The sequence below is a fragment of the Bacteroides sp. DH3716P genome (assembly GCF_025914115.1).
GTDB lineage: Bacteria > Bacteroidota > Bacteroidia > Bacteroidales > Bacteroidaceae > Bacteroides > Bacteroides ovatus.
Map to the genome: position 1 here is coordinate 3891731 of NZ_CP083673.1, position 25524 is coordinate 3917254.

The following is a 25524-nucleotide window of genomic DNA, read 5'->3' on the forward strand; positions in this document are numbered from 1 at the left end:
GAGTATACAATGAAAAAATATATATTTTATTTAATCGCATTTTTAGCTATTTCTTGCGAAGATGTTTTGGATAAAAAGAATTTAGGTGCTATTGATGATTCGTATGTATGGAGTGATCCGAATATGATAGAATTGAACGTTAATTCGTTTTATGCCAATTGGATGCCGGCTGGTTTGTTTAAGCAATCTGCACTTATTCAAAATGGGATTATTTCGGATGAAGCTCGTAGTGGATATAATGGTCGTGCGGTGAATATTATTAATGGAGTACGTTTTGGGGCGGATCGTACAGATGTGCCTTTTCAAAATTGGTATTATGGCGGCATACGCAAAGCCAATGAGTTTTTGCAGAATATTGAAGAACGTTATATTTTGCCGGCTAACGCTACTCAAGCCCAGAAGGAGCAACGTGATCGTTTTATCGGAGAGGTGAGATTTTATCGTGCTCATTTGTATTGGGAGATGATAAAAGTGTATGGAGGTGTGCCCATCATAACTCAAGTCATAGATAAAGATGAAACAGATGAGAGTTTGTTATATCCTAAAAGAAATACTACAGACGAGAGTTTCACTTTTATCATTAAAGAATTGAAAGAGGCTGCGGATTTATTACCGGTTACATACAGTGGAGATAATTGGGGAAGAATAACAAAAGGGGCTGCACTCGCATATTGCGCAAGAATACAATTGTATAGGGCAAGTCCGATGTTTAATCCGTCTAATGAAAAGAAATATTGGGAAGATGCGTACGACACCTATAAAGATGTGATTGGATTAGATGTCTATGATTTGCATCCGACGTTCTCGGACATTTGGAAAGAAAAAGGAGAAAACAATAAAGAAATTATATGGTTTAAAGATTATAAAAAGGGAACCATTACTCACGGTTGGGATGCTGGTAATATGATGCGTTCGCAAGCAGTGGGCGATGCGACAGCCAATTGTCCGGTGCAGGAGTTAGTCGATGCGTTTCCTATGAAAGATGGCACTCCGTATGTAAAGAGTAATCCGGAAACCAATCCGTATGATTATCGTGATCCTCGACTAAGAGAGACTGTAGTGTGGAATGGAGATACATATGGACCAAGAAAAGAAAAAGTATACACATTTGTTTCTGAATCTACCGACCCTAATTCTCCTATGTATAATTTTGATGGAATCGATTCTCATCAATCGGCGACAAGTACAGGATATTATATGAGAAAAATGAAAGATGAATCTTTGGACGGTACGAAAGGTGATTATGGATATGGAAAAGGAAGCTATACACAATGGGTCGAACTCCGATATGCCGAAGTATTATTGGGCTTGGCTGAAGCTGCAAATGAAATAGGAGAAACGGAGGAAGGGGTAGAACAAATAAAATTGATTCGCAAGCGTGCTGGCATATTGCCGGGAGAAAATAAACGTTATGGAATACCTGAAAATATATCTGTGGATGATTTCAGAACGTTAGTTCAAAATGAAAGATATATAGAATTGGCTTTTGAGGACAAACGTTATTGGGATTTGCGACGTTGGAAATTGGCACATTTGAAGTTGAATAATCAGTTAACAGCAATGGAAATACGCAAAAAAATAAACGGTGAGGAGATTTCATATACGTATACGCGTCGTGTTCAGCGTCACGATAAAACAAACAAGCCTGTGTTTTTAGAAAAATTCTATTTTCTTCCTTTGCCTAAAGAAGAGTTGCTTAGGAATCCGAACTTAGAACAAAATGAAGAATGGAAATAAAAGAATATGATTATGAAAAAGATTTATTTATATATATTAGTGTGTGTGTTAGTTGGTTATTCATGTGATGACATGAATGATTTTGAGCAAGGAATATTAAAAGGGTACGTGTTGGATGCTGTAACAGGAGAGGGATTGGCGGATGTTGATGTGGTTCTGGAACCTGTTGTTGCAGCAAATGGTAGTGTGACTTCAAAATCTGACGGTCATTTTAATTTATCGCGTTTAGTTGCGGGTACATACAGTGTGAATGTTCGTAAGAACGGAGCTTCCATTATAGATAATGCTCAGGATGAAATAACGATAACGGATGGTTGTGTTCTTAATAAGGAATATAAACTGACTCCCAGGATTTCAGTTTTTGATTTTAATGTTGATTATGACAAGAATGATCCTACGAAATTTGTGGTTCATTTCAAGGCACGAGGAAATCAAGGGAATAAGTTTAATTATTATTCTGTGATGTGGAACGAATATCCGAATTTTATATTTGCGGACTTGCCTAATACTCAAAGAAAGGCAGTAAAACATGCGACTTCAGAAGAAGCGGAAGTTACATACGAAGTGAGTGGATTGGATTTAAAAAGAGGAACGACATATTATATCCGTGTAGGAGTAACTCATATAGCCAATGGCGGAGATTACAATCATAGTAGAATGATTCCGATCAAATTTGAGTAAGTAATTATATTTTCTCGATAAATACTAGTTGTAGGAGGGAATTGTCCCTCCTGCTTTAGAATTATTTGCCGTAAAAATGCAAATATTATATGAGTAAACAACTGCAACAAACATACCTTTAGAGTTAAAATGAATCAAAGATGAGAAATAACTTTTTTCTTTCCGGATTGTGTTTATTAACCGCTTCTCAAAATCTGGAAGCAAAGGATAATAAACTGGAGAATGTGAATATACTTTTTATTCAAGCAGACCAACATCGTTATGACTGTACAGGATTTTCTCAAAGGGGACTCGTGAAAACTCCTAATATAGATAAATTGGCTTCAGAAGGAGTTGTTTTCACCAATTCCTATTCATGTATACCAACAAGTTGTCCTGCTCGTCAAAGTTTGATTTCCGGTAAATGGCCGGAACAACATAAGGGACTTTGGAATTATGATATAACGCTGCCTGTCACTCCTTTCAATGGTCCGACGTGGACCGAGAAATTATCAGAGAAAGATATTAAGATGGGATATGTTGGTAAATGGCATGTCAGCGATCGGAAATCACCGAAGGATTTTGGATTTGATGATTATATACCGGAGTGGAGTTATAATAATTGGCGTAAGAAAAATAATCTGCCGGATTATGTATGGCAAGATTCCCGGTGGGTAATGGGAGGATATGATCCGGTTGATAAAATGCAGTCCCGTACACATTGGTTGGCACAACGTGTCATAGAAATGATAAAGAAATATCAGTCCGAAGGTAAAAAGTGGCATATTCGTTTTGATACGAGTGATCCGCATTTGCCATGTTATCCTGTTCGTGAATTTCTAGAAATGTATGATAAGAATAAGATACAGGAATGGCCAAACTACAAAGATAATTTGTCGAATAAGCCTTATATCCAAAGACAACAGATCTATAATTGGGAGTTGGAAGATTCTGACTGGAAGATGTGGCAAGGATATTTGCAGCGTTATTTTGGCAATATAACTCAACTGGATGATGCTGTGGGTATGGTTATTGAGGCTTTGAAAGAAATGGGAGTGTATGATAATACACTTATTGTATATACAACTGACCATGGAGACGCTGCCGGTTCGCATAATATGGTGGATAAGCACTATGTTATGTATGAAGAGGAAGTGCATGTACCTTTGGTAATGAAAATTCCCGGAGTACCACATCGGATAGTCGATCAATTTGTCAATAATCAATTGGATATGGCTGCTACGTTTTGTGATATGTATCAGTTGGATTATAAAACACAAGGAGAATCCTTATTTCCTTTGATTGAGGGAAAAAAGGAATCGTTAGGAGAATGGCGGAAATATGCGTTCAGTAATTACAACGGCCAACAATTTGGTCTGTTTGTGCAACGTATGATACGTGACAAGCGTATGAAATATGTATGGAACCTTACAGATACGGATGAATTGTATGATTTGGAAAGTGATCCTTGGGAATTGAATAATCTAGTTTATTCGAAAGAATATAAAGTGGAACTTGTTCGTATGAGAAAAGCTCTTTATGAGGACTTAAAACATAGAAGAGATCCGCTGATTTGGCAAGATGCGGCAAAAAGGCAACTGATTGATAATAAAAAGTTGTAATATTGGGAGTATAATCACTATTCGTAGGATTTTAGTCAGTAACAATTGTAATATTTCAGTAGGTATAAACAATAATAAAATGTATGATAGAATGAAACGTCCAAATATAACGAAACTCTGTTTGTCTACTTTTTGTGCACTGCCGTTCTTGAGTTTTGCACAGAAACGTCCGCATATTATTCTAATCTTTACGGATCAGCAGAATGTAAATGCTATGAGTGCAGCGGGTAATCCATTTCTATGTACTCCAAATATGGATGCTTTGGCTAATGATGGAATTCGTTTTACGAATGTTTATTGTACCTCTCCTGTTTCCGGACCTTCACGTGCAAGTATTGTGACAGGGCTAATGGCTCGTGAAGCAGGAGTTGAATGGAATGATAATTCAAAATTGAGAGAAGGTATACAAACCGTTGGTGACTTGTTGGGTGAGAATGGCTATCGGACTGTGTGGGCAGGGAAATGGCATATTCCAGAAATCTATCCGCAGCGCTCAAAAGACAGCGTTAAATATTTGCATGGTTTTGAATTACTCCCTTTTTGGGACGCACCTAACAAACATTGGCTGTTGGGAGCGGAAACAGATCCTCCATTGACGGACGCAGTCGTTTCGTTCTTGGATAGTTATGATAAAAGAGAGAAACCCTTATTTTTGGCGGTCAGTTATCACAATCCTCACGATATTTGTATGTATCCCCGTAAAGTCGGTTGGGAAACAATGTCGGATTCTTTGTTGAATCTCAGTCCTTTCGGCAAATATAAATTACCGGAACCGATGGGGATACACCCTGATTCGTTGTCTTATTTACCGCCATTGCCAGGAAATTTTACTATAAATGTAGATGAGCCGGAATTTGTCATTGACAAACGCACCAAGTCTAACTCTTATGGTGATGAGGTCCAGTTATCGTCCCTGTTTTCTAAAAGAGAATGGCAGGCTTATTTAAATTCATATTATAGATTGACGGAATTGGTTGATAAGGAAGTCGGGAAGGTGGTTGAAGCCTTGAAACGTAATGGAATGTATGAAAATTCTCTTATTATATTCACTTCAGATCATGGTGACGGTATGGCTGCCCATGAATGGGCGGCGAAACTTAGTTTTTATGAAGAGTCTGTTAAAGTCCCTTTGATTATGGTATTGCCGGAAAAGTTACAGCGAGGAGCCGTTAATTCTAATTTAGTATCTTTAGCCGACCTTGTTCCGACATTTTGTGATTATGCCAAAGTGAGAGCGAAGACGAATTTTGCGGGAATGAGTTTGCGCCGGGCTATATTTCCAACCGAAGAACGGTGGCGTGATTTTATTGTGGCGGAATTGGCGGATCATTTGAAAGACAGAACAAGGAAAGGGCGTATGATTCGTACCGGGCGTTATAAATATACTATATATTCATCAGGTGAACGTAACGAGCAATTGTTTGACTTGATGACGGATCCTGGTGAAACAATAAATCTGGCTTATTCGAAGGATTATCGGAAGATTCTTGAAAAGCACCGTAATTTATTGGGTGAATGGATGAAAGAACGCAATGATAATTTTAAAATAGTGACTTATGAGAAATAATATATGTTTTGTATATCTTTTATTACTGATCGTTTTGCCAGTTTGTTCAAAGAATGTTTCGCATTTTAGCATTTATGAAATAATGTGTGAGCAACAAGTTGAACCGTTGGGTATAGAAAATAAGTCTCCGCGTTTTAGTTGGAAGGTTGTATCACAGCAACGTGCTTATCGTCAATCTGCTTATCGTATATTGGTGACAGATATTGAGGGTGCCTTAGCGGCTGACGAAGGTACTATCTGGGATTCAGGAAAGTGTTTTTCTTCAAATTCTGTTCTTATTCCTTTTCAAGGTAGGGAGCTTCATTCTGCGACTAGATATTATTGGAAAGTCAAAGTTTGGAATGAAGCAGGCGAAGAGTCCGTATGGAGCAAGCAGGGATCGTTTGTGACTGGGATGATGAAGGAACGTGACTGGGGAAAAGCCCAGTGGATTGCTTTAGAAAAGGATGATCCGGAGAAAAATTTATATCCGGGAATACATGCTCCGTTGGTTGGGAAGATGATTGGTGGACGGAAAGTAGGGGGATATAAATTGCCTATGTTCCGAAAAGAGCTGCTTATAAACAAAGAAGTCAAAGAAGCAATTGTGAATATTTCGGGATTGGGACATTTTGATTTCTATGTAAACGGGGAGAAAGTAGGGAACCATTTTTTAGACCCAGGATGGACAAATTATGCAAAAACGGCTCTTTATCTGACTTTTGACGTGACACCGTTATTGAAAAAAGAGAATGTATTGGGAGTTATATTGGGAAACGGCTTTTATAATGTACCTCGTGAGCGCTATTTCAAACAATTGATTTCTTTTGGGGCTCCCAAAGTAAAATTGGTTTTGTCTTTGAAGTATACAGATGGTTCTTCCGAGTTGGTTGTTACGAACCGGAACTGGAAAGTATGTGAAAGTCCGATAACTTATTCGAGCATTTATGGAGGAGAGGATTATGATGCTAGAAAATATCAGTCTTCTTGGATGAACCCCGGGTTTAATGATGATTTGTGGACAGCCCCGGTTATTACAAAAACAGAGATGGAACTGAAAGTTCAAACCTCTGCTCCGCTTACTGTACGTGATCAGCTTCCTGTTGTCCGGAAATATCAGAATTCGAAAGGAAATTGGATCTTTGATTTTGGACAGAACTTCTCAGGAATCGTCCGTTTGAAAGTAAGAGGTTATGGCGGGCATAAAGTAACGATGAAGCCCGGAGAACTTCTGGAGAAGGATAGTACGGTCAATCAACGGGCATCGGGCGGGCCTTATTTTTGGAGTTACACATTGAGTGGAAAAGGTGTAGAAGAATGGCATCCGCAGTTTACTTATTATGGATTCAGGTATGTTGAAGTATCTGGTGCTGAAAAGCTTGAGTTGATAGAATTGGCGGGGATGCATACTACAAATTCAGCTCCGGAAGTAGGACATTTTTCTTGCTCTTTGCCGATGTTTAATAAGATATATGAATTGATTGACTGGTCGGTACGTAGTAACTTAGCAAGTATTTTGACAGACTGTCCTCACCGGGAGAAACTTGGATGGCTTGAAGTGGCTCACCTTATGCAGTATGCTATGCAGTACAGGTATCAGTTGAATGGTTTGTACAGTAAAGTAATGGGGGATATAAAAGATTCTCAGACACCGGAAGGTATTGTGCCCTCCATTGCTCCGGAGTATGTACGATTTGCTGATGGATTTGAGAATTCTCCGGAATGGGGGAGTGCATTTATTATTATACCTTGGTATATTTACAAGTGGTATGGAGATAAAAGTCTGTTATCTGCTTATTATCCATATATGAAGAGATATTTGGAATATTTATCGACTCGTGCGGATGATTATATTGTTGCTTATGGTTTGGGTGATTGGTTTGATCTGGGACCTAAGCATCCGGGATATTCGCAGTTGACATCGAATGGGGTGACGTCAACTGGTATGTATTATTACAATGCGACGATAATGTCTCAAATAGCAGAATTACTTGGAGAGGAAAAGGATGAAGAACGCTTTACGCAATTAGCTGCTTGTATCCGAAAAGCCTATAATGAAAAATTCTACAATACCGCGACTAAGCAATATGACCGCAATAGTCAGACGGCAAACGCAATCTCTTTATATTTTGGCTTGGTGGAAGAATATAATCGGGAAGTTGTATTTCAGAACCTGGTTGATGATATTCAGAACCGTAATTATGCCTTGACATCTGGAGATATCGGCTATCGTTATCTGTTGAGAGTCTTAGAGGAAAATGGAGATTCAGATATTATTTATAAAATGAATACAAAATATGATGTACCCGGATATGGATGGCAGCTGGCTTATGGTGCCACTGCGCTGACGGAATCCTGGCAGGCATATGGATTCGTATCGAATAATCATTGTATGCTTGGGCATTTGATGGAATGGTTCTTTAGTGGTTTGGGAGGTATAAGCCAACAAACGGAATCAGTCGGCTTTAAGAGGGTAAAAATAAAGCCTCAAATGCCGGTAGGGATTAACTCGGTTTCTACATCCTATGTGTCACCTTACGGTGATATTTCTTGCCGTTGGATACGCAAATCTGATAAAATCCGGTTGTATGTACAAATCCCGGCCAATTCCGAAGCGATTGTTTATTTACCAGCAAAAACTGCTGAAGAAATTACGGAAAGTGGTATACCTTTGAAGAATGTTGATGAATGCCGGATTCTTGAGAGACCTGGTGAGAACTATATAGTAGTTTCCGTTGGTTCTGGCAATTATATTTTTGAGATGTAAAATCAAGTATTAAGATAATAATAAATGAATATATTAAAAAAAATGGTATGTATTTTATTGGGCATAATTGGAATACATACAATTCAAGCTGAAATAATCACTTATCCGGCTGAGGTTACTCCCGGTTCCTGGCTATGTTTCAGAAAAGATATATCAGTAGGGAAAGATGCGTCGCATAATCTACTGAAGATTGCTGCTGATTCAAAATATTGGTTGTGGATAAATGGTGAATTAATCGTTAGAGAAGGAAATTTGAAAAGAGGTCCTAATCCGAAAGACACTTACTGTGATATTCTTCGGGATGTAAAAGGTTTGGTTTCCGGGAGAAACACCATTGCACTTTTAGTTTGGTATTTCGGGAAAGATGGGTTTAGCCATAGAAACAGTCCGACGGCAGGAGTTTCTGTAGATTTGACGATTGGTAAACAACGATATATAAGTGATGATAGTTGGAAGGTGAGCATACATCCGTCATTTTATATCCCGAACGGTATAAACCCCAATTATAGATTGCCGGAATCAAATATCGGTTTTAATGCACAAAAAGAAGTGGCTTTCTGGGATAAGGATTTTGATGATGCATTATGGCAGGATGCCAAGGTAATCAAAAAGGAACTATCAGGATGGAATCAATTGGTAGAACGTCCTATTCCTATGTGGAAAGATTATGGATTGAAAGATTATGTGAAAGTTGAAAGAAAATCTGATACGTTGTTTGTGGCTTATTTACCTTATAATGCACAAGTGAATCCTTATATTAAACTGAAAGCTAAAGTCGGAGAAATAATTGATATTCGAACTGATAATTATTGTGGGGGCGGCACTCCCAATGTATATGCTGAATATATTACTAAAAATGGTATTCAGGAATTTGAAGCGTGGGGGTGGATGAATGGTCATCAGGTTTTGTATACAATTCCTAAAGATGTAGAGGTACTGGAATTGAAATTCAGAGAGACGGGGTATGATACGGAGTTTGTTGGATCATTTTCCTGTGAAGATAAGTTTTATAATAAATTATGGGATAAGTCGTTACGCACTTTATATATCACGATGAGAGATACTTATATGGATTGTCCGGATAGGGAACGTGCTCAATGGTGGGGGGATGTTGTTAATGAATTGGGTGAGGCTTTCTATTCGTTGGATCAGAATGCGCATTTGCTCACACGTAAAGCTATCCTTGAACTTATGAACTGGCAACGTTCGGATAGTACGATTTTCTCACCGGTTCCTGCCGGTAACTGGAATCAGGAGTTGCCGATGCAGATGCTTGCCAGTATCGGATATTATGGTTTTTGGACATATTATATGGGGACTGGAGACAAAAATACGATTAAAGCTGTCTATCCTAATGTGAAGAAATATATTCATGTATGGAAACTTGACGAAGAAGGACTAGTTATTCCTCGTAAAGGTGGATGGACCTGGGGAGATTGGGGTGATAATAAAGATCTTGTTTTATTGTATAATCTTTGGTATTCATTGGCCCTTGAAGGTTTTCATTTGATGGCCGATTTATTTGGTGAAAAAGAAGATTCCCGATGGGCTTGTCAGGTTAATGAGAGGTTGAAACGGGCTTTTCATACAAAATTTTGGAACGGTAACTTTTATATTTCCCCTCATTATAAAGGTAAACCAGATGACCGTTCACAAGCATTGGCTGTCATTACGGGCATTTTGCCTGAAAGTGCATATCCGGTAATACGTCCTTTTTTCAAGCAGCAATATCATGCCAGTCCCTACATGGAAAAGTATGTTCTTGAAGCTTTGTGTATGATGGGGTATTATGAGGATGCTTTAGAGCGAATGAAAAAACGTTATTATGACATGGTCGAAAGTAAATTGACAACATTGTGGGAAGGTTGGGGAATCGGTAATAAAGGTTATGGCGGTGGTTCATACAATCATGCTTGGAGTGGAGGTCCTTTAACGATTCTTTCTCATTATTTTGCGGGTATCTCTCCTATGAAACCGGCATTTAAGGAATTTGTCATAAACCCTGTGTGTAATTGCTTTGGGGAGATTCATTCTATAACTCCTACTAAATGGGGGAAAATAGAACTTTGTCTTACAAATAAATTGAATGTGATAGTTGTAGAAGTGAAGATACCTCGAAAAACAAAAGGGCATTTTATTATTCCTAACGGGATTGAAAAGTACCGGATAAACGGAAAGGGAAAAATAGCAAAAAAAGGTATAATAGTATTGAAAGAAGGAATATGGAAAATTGAATTCTGTTAATTCTAGTGTAGCGGGTTGTCGATTAATTATGTTTTGAAGATAATAAATTTATTGGTATACGATGAATATCTGTTGCTGAACTTAAAAATCCCCTAATCAACAACCATATTTGTGTGACTAAGAATGCTATGATTGAATTAAATATAACTGGCAATTTTAAGATAGTATATGTGTTTGTTTATTGTAATATTTATCTTGCTTTTATGAAGAACTTATTTGTTTTCTTATTTTTATTTTATGTATCCTCTAATTATTCGGAAGCGCAAACTACTGCCCACAAATTTGAAGCAGGCAAGAACACATTCTTGTTGGATGGAAAACCGTTTGTGGTGAAGGCTGCCGAGTTGCATTACACTCGCATCCCACAAGCTTATTGGGAGCATCGCATTGAGATGTGCAAGGCATTAGGCATGAATACTATTTGTATTTATATTTTCTGGAATATCCATGAACANCATCGCATTGAGATGTGCAAGGCATTAGGCATGAATACTATTTGTATTTATATTTTCTGGAATATCCATGAACAGGAAGAAGGAAAGTTTGATTTTTCCGGTCAGAATGATATTGCAGCTTTCTGTCGTGCGGCACAGAAACACGGTATGTATGTCATTGTCCGCCCTGGTCCGTATGTGTGTGCGGAATGGGAGATGGGAGGACTTCCCTGGTGGCTATTGAAGAAAAAAGATATAGCCTTGCGCACGCTTGATCCTTATTATATGGAACGGGTAGGCATCTTTATGAAAGAAGTAGGCAAGCAACTGGCTCCGTTGCAAGTAAATAAAGGAGGAAACATTATTATGGTGCAGGTAGAGAACGAGTACGGTTCTTATGGAATCGACAAACCTTATGTTTCTGCTGTGCGCGACCTGGTTCGTGAATCCGGTTTTACCGATGTACCTCTGTTTCAATGTGACTGGAGCAGTAACTTCACTAATAACGCGCTCGATGACCTGATTTGGACCGTGAACTTTGGAACGGGTGCCAATATCGACCAGCAATTTAAAAAACTCAAAGAACTTCGCCCCGAAACTCCATTGATGTGTAGCGAGTTCTGGAGCGGATGGTTTGACCACTGGGGGCGCAAACATGAGACACGTCCTGCAAAAGATATGGTACAGGGCATCAAGGATATGCTCGACCGGAACATCTCTTTCAGTCTCTATATGACTCACGGCGGAACGACTTTCGGGCATTGGGGAGGTGCAAACAATCCTGCTTATTCCGCAATGTGCAGTTCGTATGATTATGATGCTCCGATCAGTGAAGCCGGGTGGACTACCGAAAAGTTTTTCTTGCTTCGTGATTTATTGAAAAACTATCTTCCGGCAGGTGAAACGTTGCCTGAAGTCCCCGCAGCTTTGCCTGTTATTGAAATTCCCGAATTCCATTTCACTAAAGTGGCTCCGCTATTTTCGAATCTGCCGGAAGCCAAACAAACAGTGGATATTCAACCGATGGAACAATTCAATCAGGGATGGGGGGCTATTCTGTATCGGACCACATTGCCTGAAGTTACTGCGGCAGGAACCACTTTGAAGATTACGGAAGTGCACGACTGGGCGCAGGTCTATGCCGACGGCAAACTTCTGGCACGTTTGGACCGTCGCAAAGGAGAATTTACAACGACTCTGCCTGTCCTGAAAAAAGGTACGCAACTGGATATTCTAGTGGAAGCAATGGGACGTGTCAACTTTGACAAATCCATCCACGATCGCAAAGGAATCACAGAAAAGGTGGAATTAATTTCGGGTAATCAGTCTAAGGAATTGAAAAACTGGACAGTGTACAACTTCCCGGTAGATTATTCTTTTATTAAAGACAAGAAATATAACGATACAAAAATAGTACCGACTATGCCTGCTTACTATAAGAGTACCTTTAACCTGGATAAAGTAGGAGATACATTCCTGGATATGAGTACATGGGGTAAAGGTATGGTTTGGGTGAACGGGCATGCAATGGGACGTTTTTGGGAAATTGGTCCGCAACAGACCCTTTTTATGCCGGGGTGTTGGCTCAAAGAAGGAGAGAATGAAATTCTCGTATTGGATTTGAAAGGTCCTGTCAAAGCTTCTATCAAAGGTTTGAAGAAACCTATTCTTGATGTACTTCGTGAAAAAGCTCCCGAAACACACCGCAAGGATGGAGAAAAACTGAAACTGACGAGTGAGAAAGTGGGCCATGAAGGAGCTTTCACTCCGGGTAACGGCTGGCAGGAAGTGCGGTTTGCCACTCCGGTGAAAGGACGTTATTTCTGTCTGGAAGCACTTTCTCCACAAGCAAATGATAACATCGCAGCGATAGCAGAGTTTGATGTCCTGGGAGNGGTGAAAGGACGTTATTTCTGTCTGGAAGCACTTTCTCCACAAGCAAATGATAACATCGCAGCGATAGCAGAGTTTGATGTCCTGGGAGCTGATGGTAAACCGGTATCCCGCGAACATTGGAAGATTCGTTATGCCGATAGTGAAGAAACGCGTAGTGGCAACCGTACAGCTGACAAGATATTCGACTTGCAGGAATCTACTTTCTGGATGACCGTGGACAATGTTCCTTATCCTCATCAGTTGGTGATTGATTTGAGTAAAGTAGAAACAGTAACTGGCTTCCGCTATCTGCCTCGTGCCGAAAAAGAGTATCCGGGTATGATTAGAGAATATAGAATATTTATTAAAAAAGAGGATTTTGACTATGGGAAAGTTGTTTTATAGCAACAGAGAATCGGAAGTGATGCATATCTTTGAGCAGAAACTGGCGGAGTAGGAAGGGAAACCTGTTGAGCAACCTAATTTCTACGGGATGGAGAAAACATAGGCAGAAAAGAGTAAGATACAGGTATTGAAAAACTAAACAAAAGACCAATGATATAGCTGGGTATGAAACATTACCCGGCTATATTTGTCTTAGAACCCTTTCATAAAGAATTTCTAATTTCATTGCTAATAGGAAAATTCTTATATTTGCTGCAACTAATACTTAAACACCATAGTTGCAAATGGAATTTACAGAAGAGCAAATACTGTTGAGAGCTTTGTCACGAGGAGATGAGAAAGCTTTTGAGGTTTTGTTTATGCGTTATTTCCCGAGAGTAAAACGTTTTATATCCGGTTTGCTTCAGGATGATATAACGGCAGAGGATTTTGCACAAGATATTCTCCTCAAACTATGGCAGAAGCGTGAGGAGATGGCAAAAATCGAAAATCTGAATGCCTACCTTTATCGGACTTCCCGGAATGCTGTGTACCAGCATTTACGACATATACTTTTGGTGAATGAATATGGAGAAAAGCAACAGGAGAATCTTTCCCGTCAGCAGAATGAGGGTGCGGGAAACATCGAAGAAAATATGTTTGCTGAAGAATTACTGTTGTTGATACAGCATACGGTAGAGCAAATGCCCGCCCAACGAAAAAGAATTTATGAGATGAGCCGTAAAGAAGGCAAAAACAATGATGAGATAGCGCAACTGCTTGCAATAAACAAACGGACTGTAGAAAACCATCTCACACAAGCATTGGCTGATATCCGCAAGATGCTGAAGCACTTTTATCTTTTCTAAATAAAACCACTTCCTATTGACAAAAACTCTTCTTTTATTCTCCTTTCTCAAAAAAAGTAGAAAAAATAGCTTTTAGACTGTGTGTGTATTCTATCTCGTGCATCTTATTAATAAACGGATAAAATCATGAAGAAGAAAAGCATATCAGAACTAATACATTTTTTTGTTCGCCATCCCCTGCAAAACTCCTTGCAGATGAAGTTTTGGCGTTGGCTGGTTTTTCCTGCTGATGCAGAAGATAAAGAAGAAGCTATACAGGAAGAGTGGATGAATATCATCGCTGAACCTGATGAGGCTACCCGGCGTTCATGGTATGAGGTCCGGCGTAAAGCGGGACTTGCAAATCCGATAATAAAACCGCATTGGGAAATCAAACCACTTCTTCGCATTGCTTCTATGATATTAATCCCCTTATTTTCAGTGCTATTATCGTGGTATTATATAAATGATTATACTGATTCTTGCAAATTGGTAGAATATATTGTTCCCATGGGTGAACGGGGAGAATTGACTTTGCCGGATGGGACAAAGGTACAGATCAATTCGGAGAGCAGTATCATTTACCCGAAAAGCTTTCGAGGCGATACACGTACTGTTTATCTTTCCGGAGAGGCGAATTTTGATGTCCATAAGGATAAGAAACATCCGTTTATTGTCAAGACATCTTTGTTATCAGTTCGTGCTTTAGGTACGAAGTTTAATATACAGGCATATTCGGAAGACAGGAAAACGATTACAACTCTTGAAAATGGAAAAGTGCAAATCAATAACCTGCTGGCACCAGACAGCTGTTTTATTCTTACTCCCGGTGAACAACTTGAATACAATCACCTGACTAAGAATTATGAAAAACGAAAAATAGATGTGATGATGGCTTCCGGTTGGACACGTGGTGAATTGAATTTTGTCGATTGCCATCTGGAGGATATTCTGAACACATTGGGACGACATTATAATGTAGAAATAAAGGCAGAACCGCATTTATACACAAATGATTTATATACCATTAAGCTTAGAAAGGGCGAACCTCTTCAAGCAGCAATTCATATTGTAACAATGACCGTCGGAGGTATGGAAAGCAAGGTCACAGACAATAAGGTTGTGATACTGACAGCTGCTTCACCGGCGAATAAGAGTAAGAAAGGAGGTACCCATCCGTAAAAAGGTTGGACAAAACTGATCCTTTTGTCCAACCCGAAATAAATACCGTTATCATTTAAAATTTTAGGAAATAGTGAACCTTAAATGTAGTATTCATTTAATATACAAAAGTATGAATTTTAATTCTTATTTTACTATAAAACATACCAGTAATTTGCGTATTTTATTGTTAACCTTATTCTTTATAGTCCCTTTGGGTACTATCTATGGGCAGAATCAGTTGATTACTATTGCCGGAAAAAACATAACTTTGTTGAAAGCTTTTGATGCTATTGAAAGTCAGACTCAATTAAGCATTACTTATAGTCGGACTAAAATAGATGTGAATCGGACATTGAGTGTTGATTTTAAGAAACAAAAACTCTCTATTGTTTTGGATAAGTTGCTCGCGGGAACGGGGTTTACTTACAAGATAGAAAAAGGGTATATCGTTCTGGTTCCCGTACCGGTAAAACAAGAGCAAACGGAAGCAACTTCGAAAAAGATACAAGGAGTGATTGTAGATACGAATGGAGATCCGGTGATTGGTGCCAGTATTCAGGAGAAAGGAGTGGCCGGGAAAGGTACAGTGTCTGATTTGGATGGAAAATTTAACCTGTCAGTTGCGTCAAATGCTGTATTACTGATTTCATATATCGGTTTTCAGTCTCTTGAAGTAAAGGTGGGAAATCGGACAAGCTTGTCTTTGGTATTAAAAGAAGATCATCAGTTGCTGGATGAAGTAGTCGTTATCGGTTATGGAACAATGGAGAAACGTGCTGTGACCAGCTCCATTACTTCCATATCTTCAAAAGATTTAGTGACTGGATTGGGAGGCTCTACCATTGCGACTGCTCTGAAAGGAAAAATCTCCGGTATGAATGTTTCTGAAACTTCCAGTCCGAATGCCTCTGCTAGTTTCCAGCTTCGTGGGGTAGCTTCCATCAATGCTTCTTCTTCCCCTTTGATTGTGATAGACGGAATTCCTGGTGGTGATTTGCGTTCTATCAGTCAGGAAGATATTCAATCCATTGATGTTTTGAAGGATGCCTCTGCAGGTGCTATTTACGGAACAAGGGCAGCTGGTGGTGTCATTCTCGTGACTACCAAGAAAGCGAAAGAAGGTCCTATCACATTATCATATACAGGCGAGCTGTCCACCGAACAAGTTTCCAGAAGACCACAGGTCCTGGATCGCGATGCTTTCGTGAGGTTCGGTGTAGGAACAGATTTGGGAGCGTCTACCGATTGGTACGGTGAACTTTTAAATGAGGGAGCACTTTCCCAGCGCCATGTTGTCACCCTTTCGGGAGGGGGACATACAGCCAGAATATATGCCACTATTATGGCACAGGATCAGAAAGGTATTGCGATAGGCGATAATCGTAAAGACTATTCGGGGCGTATCAATGCAAACTTTAATCTTCTCAATGACTTGCTGGAAATAGGCTTACATACAGAATATCGTGAAGCACATCGGGATCAGCGGAGCAGTAGTTCCTGTTTCGACATGGCATTGAAGATGAATCCAACGGAACATGTTTATGATAGTACTAGTGAAACAGGCTATAATGTATTGGTTGGTGGTAGTGAATATTACAATCCATTAGCGGAAGTTATGCTCAAGCAGACGGATAATGTTGATAAATGGCTCAAGGCGGATGCTACGGTAAAGCTCAATCTGCCTGCCGGATTTTCGGCACAAGCCACTCTCGGCTGGGAAGACCGCCAGTATCAACAGACGCATTATGTATCCGCATTACACAGAACGTCTTTGAATGGAAGTTATAAAGGAAAGGGATTTCACGGATATAGTAAAACAGTCAATGTTTCTTTTGAACCTACCATTAATTTCATGCGTGTTTTTGCAGATGACCATACAGTCAGTGCGGTGGCCGGATATAGCTATTGGGAAAACAATTCTGAAAATTTTGATATGTCTAACTACGATTTCCCTGTGGATGGAGTAGGAGCTTGGGATATGGGAACAGGTAGCTGGCTTTCTGACGGAAAGGCGGCTATGTCGTCCCACAAATATCCTCGTGAACGTCTTATCTCCTTCTTTGGTCGGGCGAATTATAGCTATAAAGATCGTTATATGGTTACTGGAAGTGTCCGTCATGAGGGATCTTCCAAATTTGGAAAGAATCATCGCTGGGGAACATTCTGGGCTGTATCAGGTGGATGGCGTATATCCAATGAAGCCTTTCTGCGTGATGTCAGTTTTCTTGATGACCTCAAAGTACGTGTCGGTTATGGTGTGACGGGAAATAACAATTTCTCTGCAGGAGCATCCACGGCCATGTACTCCTCCAATTCAATGTGGCCTTATAACGGTACATGGATTACTTCTTATGGACCGGCTCGTAATGTCAATAATGACTTGCATTGGGAAAAGAAAGCAGAGCTTAACATCGGTTTGGATTATGCGTTTCTGAATAACCGGCTTTTTGGAAAGTTCGATATATATAAAAGAAGAGTTTCCGGAATGTTATACAATATCAGTGTACCCAATCCTCCCGCCGTTTACGAGAAAACGACCATGAATTATGGTAATCTTGAGAATACCGGATGGGAGTTTGAGATTGGCGGAGTGCCTGTTAAAACGAAAGACTTTAACTGGACAACTACCATGCGTCTATCCCATTCTTCTTCCAAAATTACCTCTTTGTGGGGGAATAATACTTACCAGGATCGTGTAGGATTCCCGTCACCGGGAACGAACGGATCAGCCGGAAGAATTGAAGCAGGAACAAAGATCGGAAGCTATTATATCTGGAAATATGCCGGTATCACGGATAATGGAAGATGGCTTCTGTATGATAAGAACGACAATGTGATTCTTAGCGATAAGAAGACCTATGATGACAAGCGGTACATCGGTAATGCTATTCCTGCATTGATGGTATCATGGGATCATACCTTCACTTACAAGAACCTCTCTTTAGGTATCAACCTGCGTAGCTGGATCGATTTCGACGTGTTTAATACCATAAATATGTACTATGGACTTTCTGAAGTAGCAGGCCAGAACGTTCTTCGCAATGCGTACATTGACAACCGGCACATCAAAGAAGTAAAGCAGCTTTGCGATTACTGGCTTGAGGACGGCACTTTCTTAAAGATAGACGCCATTAGTCTGGGATATTCTCTTAACATGAAAAAGTGGCAGAAATATATAGATAAGATTGATCTTTACCTGACCGTCCGGAATGTGGCATGTTTCACGAAATATTCAGGACTTAATCCGGAAGTGAATGTCAACGGACTGGACCCTGGTTATGAATGGTTTAATAATATTTATCCTGAAACTCGTAGATATACCGTTGGTATGAAAATCCAATTCTAATATTAAAGTACCTATAAACTAATAAAATGATATGAGACGAAATATTTTAATCATTATCTCCTTCCTCACCCTTCTGGTGTCATCCGGTTGTACAAATCTGGATGAGAAGTGGTATTCCGAAGTCACTCCGGACACTTATTTCACGTCTAAGGAAACTGTTTATTCTTTCTTGGTACGCTCTTTCACACATTGGCGTTGGTTTCACGGATTCGACCGTGCCATTCTTCAAGAATGTACAACAGATGAGATGTGTGTCACACAAAAAGGAATACATTACAATGATGTCAGATATTCCCAACTGCAGCATCACGACTGGACACCTCTTCACCCCAACAACGAAGAAACCTGGCGTGGGGTAGGCATGGGAGTGGCAATGGCTTTAGCTTGTAAGGAAGACTTATCCGGTGTGGATTATGTATCACTGGGCATGACGGAAGAATTGAAAGCAGATCATCAGATGCAACTTCAGACATTGGTTGCCTATTTTTATCTGCGGGGACTTGATTTCTATGGGGGTATGCCTATTTACCGGCGCTCTACTACCGAGGAAGTTCCACGTTCCACTGCACGCGAAACCTTTAATTATGTGGAAGAACTGTTGCTTGCCGCTATTCCCAAATTAGAGAAAAAAAGAGCAGATATGCTGGAAGAAGGCTATTTACGTCAAGGAACTGCCGCCGCCCTTCTTGCTCAGTTATATTTTAATGCGGAAGTCTACATGGGAGAGAACCGTTTTGCTGAATGTGCGCAGGTCTGCCAGGATCTATTAGATGGCAAATACGGTTATTACGAATTGGAGGAAGACTGGTTCGGTCCTTTCACTTTCGACAATAATAAATCTAAGGAAGTAATGTGGTCTGTTCAGTCGCAATATGCAAAAGGCACTTTGTTTCAATGGCAGTTCGAACGCTATAATCATTATAATGCAAAGAACTATTTTGATCTAAGCGGCTATTCTTCTACTAATGGTATGCATCTTCAGCCGTCTCTTAAACCCAATGGCGATCCCTATACGGATAAGCTTGGGCGACCTTTTGCCAAGTTCAACAATAAAGATCTTCGTAAAAAATTGTACTTGTATAAAGGGAATGGGAAATACGAAGGAATGTTCCTTTATGGAAAATTACAGCGTACATCAAGAAGTGGCACAGAGGTGAAGTGTACGGGACTGTACGAATATCCGGGTGAGGTTCTTGAATTTGTCGATCAGGTGGCACAATTCAAGAAAGTGAAAGACGGAGAATATTCTTCAGTGAATGAGCTTCCCTCCAATATAAGTACCGGGGAAGAGAATTCCGGAATACGTTTGTGCAAACTACCGGTTCCCGACAATATCGACAAAACCATTGCTTTTAATCCGGATTATCCGGTTATTCGTTTTGCTGAAATCTATTATATGCTTGCTGAATGTAAATATAGAAGCGGCTATAAAAAAGAAGCAGCCAATCTTTTCAATGAAGTGCGTAAACGCAATTTCGAGAATAAAGCCGATCCTGATCCGGTGACCGAAACGAATATCGACAAGTTCCGGATTCTTGATGAGTGGATGGTCGAGTTTCTGGGTGAACAGCGTCGTCGTACCGATCTTCGTCGTTGGGGGTTGTATACAACAGGTTCTTGGTGGGATCATAAACCTACTAACGACGATCATTATGAGCTTTTTCCTATTCCGGAAAAGTCAATTTCTGTCAGCAATGTCTTGAAGCAAAATCCGGGATACGGAGGCGGCAATGAAATGACTAAAGAAGAAGCCGGTATCTATAGTGTGAAGCAAATCGATTAATCAACTATTAAAGAATAATATAATGAATAGCAAGATATTTTTTTTAGGAGCCATCATGTTGCTGCCTACATTCGCAAGTTGCCAACAAGAAAAGCCTTTTCCTGATGATGCAGTAGATAAAGTGTATGAATACCTTCCGGAGTGGCAGGCAGGTTATTTGGATATTCATCAGATTAGTACCGGAAGAGGTAATGCAGCCTATCTTATTTTTCCGGATGGGACTACCATGTTATTGGATGCAGGAGATTTAGGAGTACATTCAGGCACACAGGAAATTATGAAAGCAGTGCCTAATGATTCTAAGCGGCCTGCCGAATGGATTGCTCAATATATAAAACATTTCTCATTGCCATTAAAAAATAACGGAGCACTTGATTATGCCTTGCTCACTCACTTTGATACGGACCATATCGGACAGAATGGAAAACTGGCAATCGAAAAAGTAGGACTGGATTACAAACTTACCGGAATCACTCATGTTGGTAATCTTCTCAATATTTCCACTTTGATAGATCGTGGTTATCCTACTTATGATTATCCGACAGCAGCTAAAGTCTCTGGTGCTCATATCTCAAACTATAAATTATATGTTGCCGCTCGTGACAGGGAAGGTAAAAAGAATGAGGGATTTGTAATAGGAAGCAATAGTCAGATCAAACTCTTGAAAGATCCGGGCTCTTATCCTACATTCGAAGTACGTAATATCGTGGGTAATGGTAAAATTTGGACAGGTAGCGGAACAACAGCCAAAGAGCTTGTGCCTTCTACAGCCTCTTCAAGTGAACAGTTGAACGAAAACCGTTGCAGTTGTGGAATCCGTATCACATACGGTAATTTCGATTATTTTTCGGCAGGAGATATTCTGGGCGTAGAAAAAGCACCGGAATGGTTTGATATAGAAACGCCGGTAGCCAAATTGCTCGGTGAGACGGATGTGGTTGTTGCTAATCATCACGCTTATTCTGATGCTATGTGCGATACCTACATTTCCCAAGTGAAACCACAAGTCTATGTAATTCCCGTATGGGATTACTATCACCCTCAACCGGCAACGTTGAGCCGGATGCTGTCTCAAACTCTTTATCCTGGTGAACGGTCGGTTTTTGCTGCCGGTATGGTAGACAGTAACAGGAGCAGACTGGGTGAAGACGGCTTGAAGATAAAGCCTGCCGGACATGTTGTTACGCGTGTTTATCCGGGTGGAGAGAAGTTTCAGATCTTTGTATTAAATGATCGGAATGAAGCTTATGAGATACTATATAAAACAGGTGAGATTAAATCTAATAATTGATGAACATGAAAATTAAAGAGTCAATAGCCTGGACAGCTTTTCTGGCTGTGATGGCAATCATAATGTTTCCGTCATGCTCTGACGAACATGAAGCCGGTATATTGGAAATAACAAATAATGAGATTATTCTTCAGGCGGAAGGTGATCCGGTTCAGGTGGAGGTGAAGTCCAATACCGAGTGGCGAATTGATTTTGTAGAATCAACCTGGTTCTCTACGGATATACGTGGAGCCCAGTCATCAAGAACTTATTTCACTGTGACTTATGATGAGAATATCAGTGATTCCGAACGTTTCTGTGATATTCGTGTGTTTACGAAAGATGGTAAGACTGCGGATGTAATCAAGATAAAACAATTATCCCGTTATCCATTTATTGTTCCTGCCAGTGATAAGATGGAGCTGTTTACTAAAGGAGGTGAATATGAAATGGAAATCTCTACCAATGTGCCCGAAACGGATATCGTTATTACGCCAACGGTGAACTGGGTGCAGGAGTATAGGATAAGTGATGGAAAGCTTTATTTTAATACGGAAACAAATTCGCAATCACCCCGTACAGGAAGTATTGTGTTGAGTTATGACGATCAGTACCAGCGTAAGGTCACGGCTACCATTAATCTCTCGCAAGCATATTCTGAATATGCGAATGCGGAACTTGTCAGTTATCCAACCGTACATGGTTATGCTGTCGGTGGAATTACTAACAATGTATATGTTGAAGGAACCATCGTAGCCAATGGCACTTCGAAGAACTTCCCGAGCAATCGCTATGTCATTCAGAATGAGGCAGGAGAGACAGTTGTGTTTGAGTCCGAATCTTTAATTACGTTTGCACAATTTGCCAAAGTGTCATTGTGTCTGAAAGATGGAATGATAAGAGAAGAATCAGAGGGTAGCTTTACTTATAGACTGATTAGCGGTATCACTGCTGCCCACGTAATCAGCTCGGAACTTTCTACCTTCACAATTCCTGAAAGAACGATTGCTGAACTTACGGATAATATGGTATTTAGTCTTGTGACCCTGAAAGATGTCGAGATTGCATCTCCGGTAGGTGCATTCACTAATTTCAAGACTACTGACCCGGGAGCTGCCGATCGTAAGATTAATAAAAACTATTGGGTAGAAAAGTTCCCTGCATATTACAGATACTATCCGACCTGTATAAGAGATAAAAACGGTTCTAATACATATATGCTTACTGCGTTTGAAGCTCCTTATGCTCACGAAACACTTCCTAAAGGTTCGGGAAGCATAACAGGAATGGTGGCGAAAGTGAAACTTACAAATTTCGACATCTCTGAAAGCCGGTTATGTATTCTTCCGCTTAACAGAGAAGATATTAACATCAGTGATATAAACGAGATCACTTCTGTGCTTGTAGAATGGGATTGTAATGTACCCGATTGGAAAGAAATAGGCTCTTCTACTTTTACGGATTACCATCCTACGGGTGGCGAGGCATCGCAGGCGAATGCTCTTCTTAGCAAAGACGGAAATAAATATTTCCAGCAAACCTATGCAGACTACATTCTGGGATTCCAGGATGATTTCAGAGGAGATGTTAACCTTAACACGACCGATGGATACTATGGTCGTATGCGAGGCGGTGCTTTTAATAGTAAACCGTGGTCTACAAGTTCATATTTCTACGTAGACAAAATATCGACAGTAGGTATTTCTACATCCTTGTCTCTTCAGGTTGAAATGAATGCAAGTTGGGGAGGTGGCCCTGTTGCAGTGGTTGAATATGCTTATTCGATGAATGGTGAATGGATTAAAGTAGATAATTCAGAGTTTACCATTCTGGGACAGTTTGATAGAACGGCTGCAGGTGGACAGACGGAGAAGAACATTCCTGGTTATAAAGTCTATGACTTTAAGTTGCCGGATGCCTTATTGAACCGTGATAATATTTGCATCAGATTGCGACCGGTCAGACTCCCGGCAGGGGTATCCAGCTTCATGCCGCTTAGACTTGCTAATATCTCAATCAAATACAACAAATAATCAATAGGGAATATATATAAAATAATCGGAAGCAATAAAGGACATATCCTGATTGCTTCCGATTATCTTTTTATATGTGGATCTTGAACGATCTCTATTCAAAAAGAACGATATCTTATTTCTCCAACAATTCTTCTTTATTTTTCCAACAAATCCTTTAAGAAGTCGTCCAACTCCTTATCCAACCCTTTCAGCAATTCATCATTCACCAGTATGGTATCGTCGTCAATCAACAGCAATTCTGCTACGGTTTCTTTCTCTTCATCTACCAAAACGAAAGAATAAGGTTTCAGAATAGTCACTTTGTCGAAATCTCCGGCATCCTTCATTCTGCAAAGAATGTTGCGAAGAGAAGGTTCCACGTTTTCAAGGAAATCATCCCCTTCATAAGTAGCCCATTCTTCGATCATGATGTTTGCCAGTTCTTCATCATCATCGTTGTAAATATTAAGTTGTCCCGATGCCTGATCCGGTTGGAGATGGATATCGGTTACAACTGTTTGTTCACAGCTACATACATATTTAGCGACTGCCTTTTGGATAGCCGATTCGATAATAGATAATGATTGTTGGCTCAATTTCATGGGTTCCTTCTTTTTATAAGTTCAAAGGTATAAAAAAAATAAGATTTGATACACAATTTCCTTAAAAATCATCATTAAATCGGCTCATTTGCAATTTTAACTTGGGTAATTGAGCATTTCTCTCCTTTAGTTCAGCTAAATACAAAGTAGTAAGATAATAATTCGGCACATCATCAATGGTAGCTTGAGGGCTATCTGTGATGTTCTTTTTATCTATTTTTTTAGCTAGTTGTTGGGCCTTTTCTGCCCATTCTTCTGCTTTAGCCAAACTATCTTTCATTTCGTAGTAAACAGCAATGTTGAGAGCTGCCCGCATTTTTTTCTTTTGGTTCTTGGTACCTTCGAAAGCCTGACGCCAAAGTTCGTATGCGTCGTCCCATGAATTTTCGCGTACATAAATGGCAGCGTCACGCATAGGAACCGAACCACCAGTATAAAGATACCGTGTTCCTTTTTTCCAAATAGGGACAATATTTTTCACCGGAACCGTTCCTGCGAATGCTGCCGCTTCTTCCAGCATCTGCTTGTCGGGAATCATGCGAGTGGCGGCTTCTATGGCTGTACCTCCAAACTCCTCCCAAAAAATGCTATCATTAGGATGGAGTGTAGTCATCGGTCTGCTACGTTCGGGAAGATAAACTTTCACCGTGGGATAAACTTTCACGTCTACCGCTCCTTGAAAGCAGTTGAACTCATCCAGATAGCGGACAGTCTTTGTTGCTTTGAGTTGCAGGTTTTCCAGCGCAATAATAAAGTCCACTCCCAAGTTAGAAGCCAGTTGACGCACTTCCTCCTGGCTCAATGTACTTTCGCGGGCCAGTTTATCATTGGCGCGTAAGGCAGAATCACAGATAACCACCTCATCGAAGTAGTTCTGCTGTGCTATTTCTTCTGCCAGTGATTCAGTGGCTGTCTTAGGATCTCCATTGGCATAAGCTGTTGCACGACTTATCAATGGTGTACCTTCTTTAATTTTTTCAGTCTCTGTTATCAGTTTATTATCCGGGGCGTCGCTGGTGTTATTCACAATAGCTACTTTCCGGAGTTGCGGAGGAAAGCTCAAGTCGGCAGGTTGCAGATAATCAATGGGGATCTGTTCCAGACTCTGACAGCTACCCAGAGTCAGCAGGAATAAAACGATGAAAACCAGTGAATAAGATTTTGCCATAGTTTTGTTCTATTTAGTAATTTGAACAAAAGTACAACTTTGGAAGAATAAAAGAAAGT

At 40.1% G+C, this 25524-nt stretch carries 15 protein-coding genes; 13 read left to right on the forward strand and 2 right to left on the reverse strand.

The window, feature by feature from the left end; translation table 11 throughout:
- Positions 1 to 9 precede the first annotated feature (9 nt).
- From KQP79_RS14590 to KQP79_RS14650, 13 genes are all read left to right on the forward strand, one after another.
- Positions 10 to 1737: a RagB/SusD family nutrient uptake outer membrane protein gene (locus tag KQP79_RS14590; RefSeq protein WP_149951982.1), complete on the forward strand. Its 1728-nt coding sequence runs from the start codon at positions 10 to 12 to the stop codon at positions 1735 to 1737.
- A gap of 12 nt (positions 1738 to 1749) precedes the next feature.
- On the forward strand, positions 1750 to 2418 hold the full coding sequence (locus KQP79_RS14595) for a carboxypeptidase-like regulatory domain-containing protein (protein ID WP_149951980.1): 669 nt from the start codon (positions 1750 to 1752) through the stop codon (positions 2416 to 2418).
- Positions 2419 to 2558: 140 nt separating this feature from the next.
- On the forward strand, positions 2559 to 4019 hold the full coding sequence (locus tag KQP79_RS14600) for a sulfatase-like hydrolase/transferase (RefSeq protein WP_149951978.1): 1461 nt from the start codon (positions 2559 to 2561) through the stop codon (positions 4017 to 4019).
- Positions 4020 to 4110: 91 nt separating this feature from the next.
- Entirely contained in the window at positions 4111 to 5586 is a 1476-nt protein-coding gene (locus tag KQP79_RS14605) for a sulfatase (protein ID WP_149951976.1), read from the forward strand.
- Positions 5576 to 8332, forward strand: a complete 2757-nt coding sequence (locus tag KQP79_RS14610) for an alpha-L-rhamnosidase (RefSeq protein ID WP_149951974.1) — start codon at positions 5576 to 5578, stop codon at positions 8330 to 8332. Before KQP79_RS14605 ends, KQP79_RS14610 begins: the two co-directional genes overlap by 11 nt.
- Positions 8333 to 8356: 24 nt before the next feature.
- Positions 8357 to 10576, forward strand: a complete 2220-nt coding sequence (locus KQP79_RS14615; RefSeq protein WP_149951972.1) for an alpha-L-rhamnosidase C-terminal domain-containing protein — start codon at positions 8357 to 8359, stop codon at positions 10574 to 10576.
- Between the two features lie 203 nt (positions 10577 to 10779).
- Positions 10780 to 13290, forward strand: coding sequence for a beta-galactosidase (locus KQP79_RS14620; protein WP_264386534.1), 2511 nt, complete (start codon positions 10780 to 10782; stop codon positions 13288 to 13290).
- A gap of 284 nt (positions 13291 to 13574) precedes the next feature.
- Entirely contained in the window at positions 13575 to 14138 is a 564-nt protein-coding gene (locus tag KQP79_RS14625) for an RNA polymerase sigma-70 factor (RefSeq protein WP_004304646.1), read from the forward strand.
- 126 nt (positions 14139 to 14264) lie between these two features.
- Positions 14265 to 15299: a FecR family protein gene (locus tag KQP79_RS14630; protein ID WP_264386535.1), complete on the forward strand. Its 1035-nt coding sequence runs from the start codon at positions 14265 to 14267 to the stop codon at positions 15297 to 15299.
- 112 nt (positions 15300 to 15411) lie between these two features.
- Complete coding sequence (locus KQP79_RS14635; protein WP_004304647.1) at positions 15412 to 18627, forward strand: SusC/RagA family TonB-linked outer membrane protein; 3216 nt, start codon at positions 15412 to 15414, stop codon at positions 18625 to 18627.
- Positions 18628 to 18658: 31 nt separating this feature from the next.
- Positions 18659 to 20410, forward strand: a complete 1752-nt coding sequence (locus KQP79_RS14640; RefSeq protein ID WP_061448076.1) for a RagB/SusD family nutrient uptake outer membrane protein — start codon at positions 18659 to 18661, stop codon at positions 20408 to 20410.
- 22 nt (positions 20411 to 20432) lie between these two features.
- Positions 20433 to 21701 (forward strand): ComEC/Rec2 family competence protein, encoded by a 1269-nt coding sequence (locus KQP79_RS14645; RefSeq protein WP_061448077.1) that lies wholly within the window; start codon positions 20433 to 20435, stop codon positions 21699 to 21701.
- Complete coding sequence (locus KQP79_RS14650; protein WP_032843173.1) at positions 21701 to 23713, forward strand: DUF5689 domain-containing protein; 2013 nt, start codon at positions 21701 to 21703, stop codon at positions 23711 to 23713. The genes KQP79_RS14645 and KQP79_RS14650 overlap by 1 nt, the downstream gene beginning before the upstream one ends.
- Before the next feature lie 137 nt (positions 23714 to 23850).
- On the opposite strand, the gene KQP79_RS14655 is transcribed toward KQP79_RS14650, so the two are convergent.
- Both KQP79_RS14655 and KQP79_RS14660 read right to left on the reverse strand, forming a co-directional pair.
- Entirely contained in the window at positions 23851 to 24297 is a 447-nt protein-coding gene (locus KQP79_RS14655) for a hypothetical protein (protein ID WP_004301870.1), read from the reverse strand.
- A 61-nt stretch (positions 24298 to 24358) separates the two neighbouring features.
- A complete protein-coding gene (locus tag KQP79_RS14660) occupies positions 24359 to 25465 on the reverse strand; it encodes a DUF6340 family protein (RefSeq protein WP_004304650.1) in 1107 nt (368 codons plus the stop codon).
- Positions 25466 to 25524 lie beyond the last annotated feature (59 nt).

What these genes read in the sequence shown, in the direction of transcription:
- KQP79_RS14590 (WP_149951982.1), top strand. Translation starts at nt 10, where the DNA reads ATGAAAAAATATATATTTTATTTAATCGCATTTTTAGCTATTTCTTGC.
- KQP79_RS14595 (WP_149951980.1), top strand. Translation starts at nt 1,750, where the DNA reads ATGAAAAAGATTTATTTATATATATTAGTGTGTGTGTTAGTTGGTTAT.
- KQP79_RS14600 (WP_149951978.1), top strand. Translation starts at nt 2,559, where the DNA reads ATGAGAAATAACTTTTTTCTTTCCGGATTGTGTTTATTAACCGCTTCT.
- KQP79_RS14605 (WP_149951976.1), top strand. Translation starts at nt 4,111, where the DNA reads ATGAAACGTCCAAATATAACGAAACTCTGTTTGTCTACTTTTTGTGCA.
- KQP79_RS14610 (WP_149951974.1), top strand. Translation starts at nt 5,576, where the DNA reads ATGAGAAATAATATATGTTTTGTATATCTTTTATTACTGATCGTTTTG.
- KQP79_RS14615 (WP_149951972.1), top strand. Translation starts at nt 8,357, where the DNA reads ATGAATATATTAAAAAAAATGGTATGTATTTTATTGGGCATAATTGGA.
- KQP79_RS14625 (WP_004304646.1), top strand. Translation starts at nt 13,575, where the DNA reads ATGGAATTTACAGAAGAGCAAATACTGTTGAGAGCTTTGTCACGAGGA.
- KQP79_RS14630 (WP_264386535.1), top strand. Translation starts at nt 14,265, where the DNA reads ATGAAGAAGAAAAGCATATCAGAACTAATACATTTTTTTGTTCGCCAT.
- KQP79_RS14635 (WP_004304647.1), top strand. Translation starts at nt 15,412, where the DNA reads ATGAATTTTAATTCTTATTTTACTATAAAACATACCAGTAATTTGCGT.
- KQP79_RS14640 (WP_061448076.1), top strand. Translation starts at nt 18,659, where the DNA reads ATGAGACGAAATATTTTAATCATTATCTCCTTCCTCACCCTTCTGGTG.
- KQP79_RS14645 (WP_061448077.1), top strand. Translation starts at nt 20,433, where the DNA reads ATGAATAGCAAGATATTTTTTTTAGGAGCCATCATGTTGCTGCCTACA.
- KQP79_RS14650 (WP_032843173.1), top strand. Translation starts at nt 21,701, where the DNA reads ATGAACATGAAAATTAAAGAGTCAATAGCCTGGACAGCTTTTCTGGCT.
- KQP79_RS14655 (WP_004301870.1), bottom strand. Translation starts at nt 24,297, where the DNA reads ATGAAATTGAGCCAACAATCATTATCTATTATCGAATCGGCTATCCAA.
- KQP79_RS14660 (WP_004304650.1), bottom strand. Translation starts at nt 25,465, where the DNA reads ATGGCAAAATCTTATTCACTGGTTTTCATCGTTTTATTCCTGCTGACT.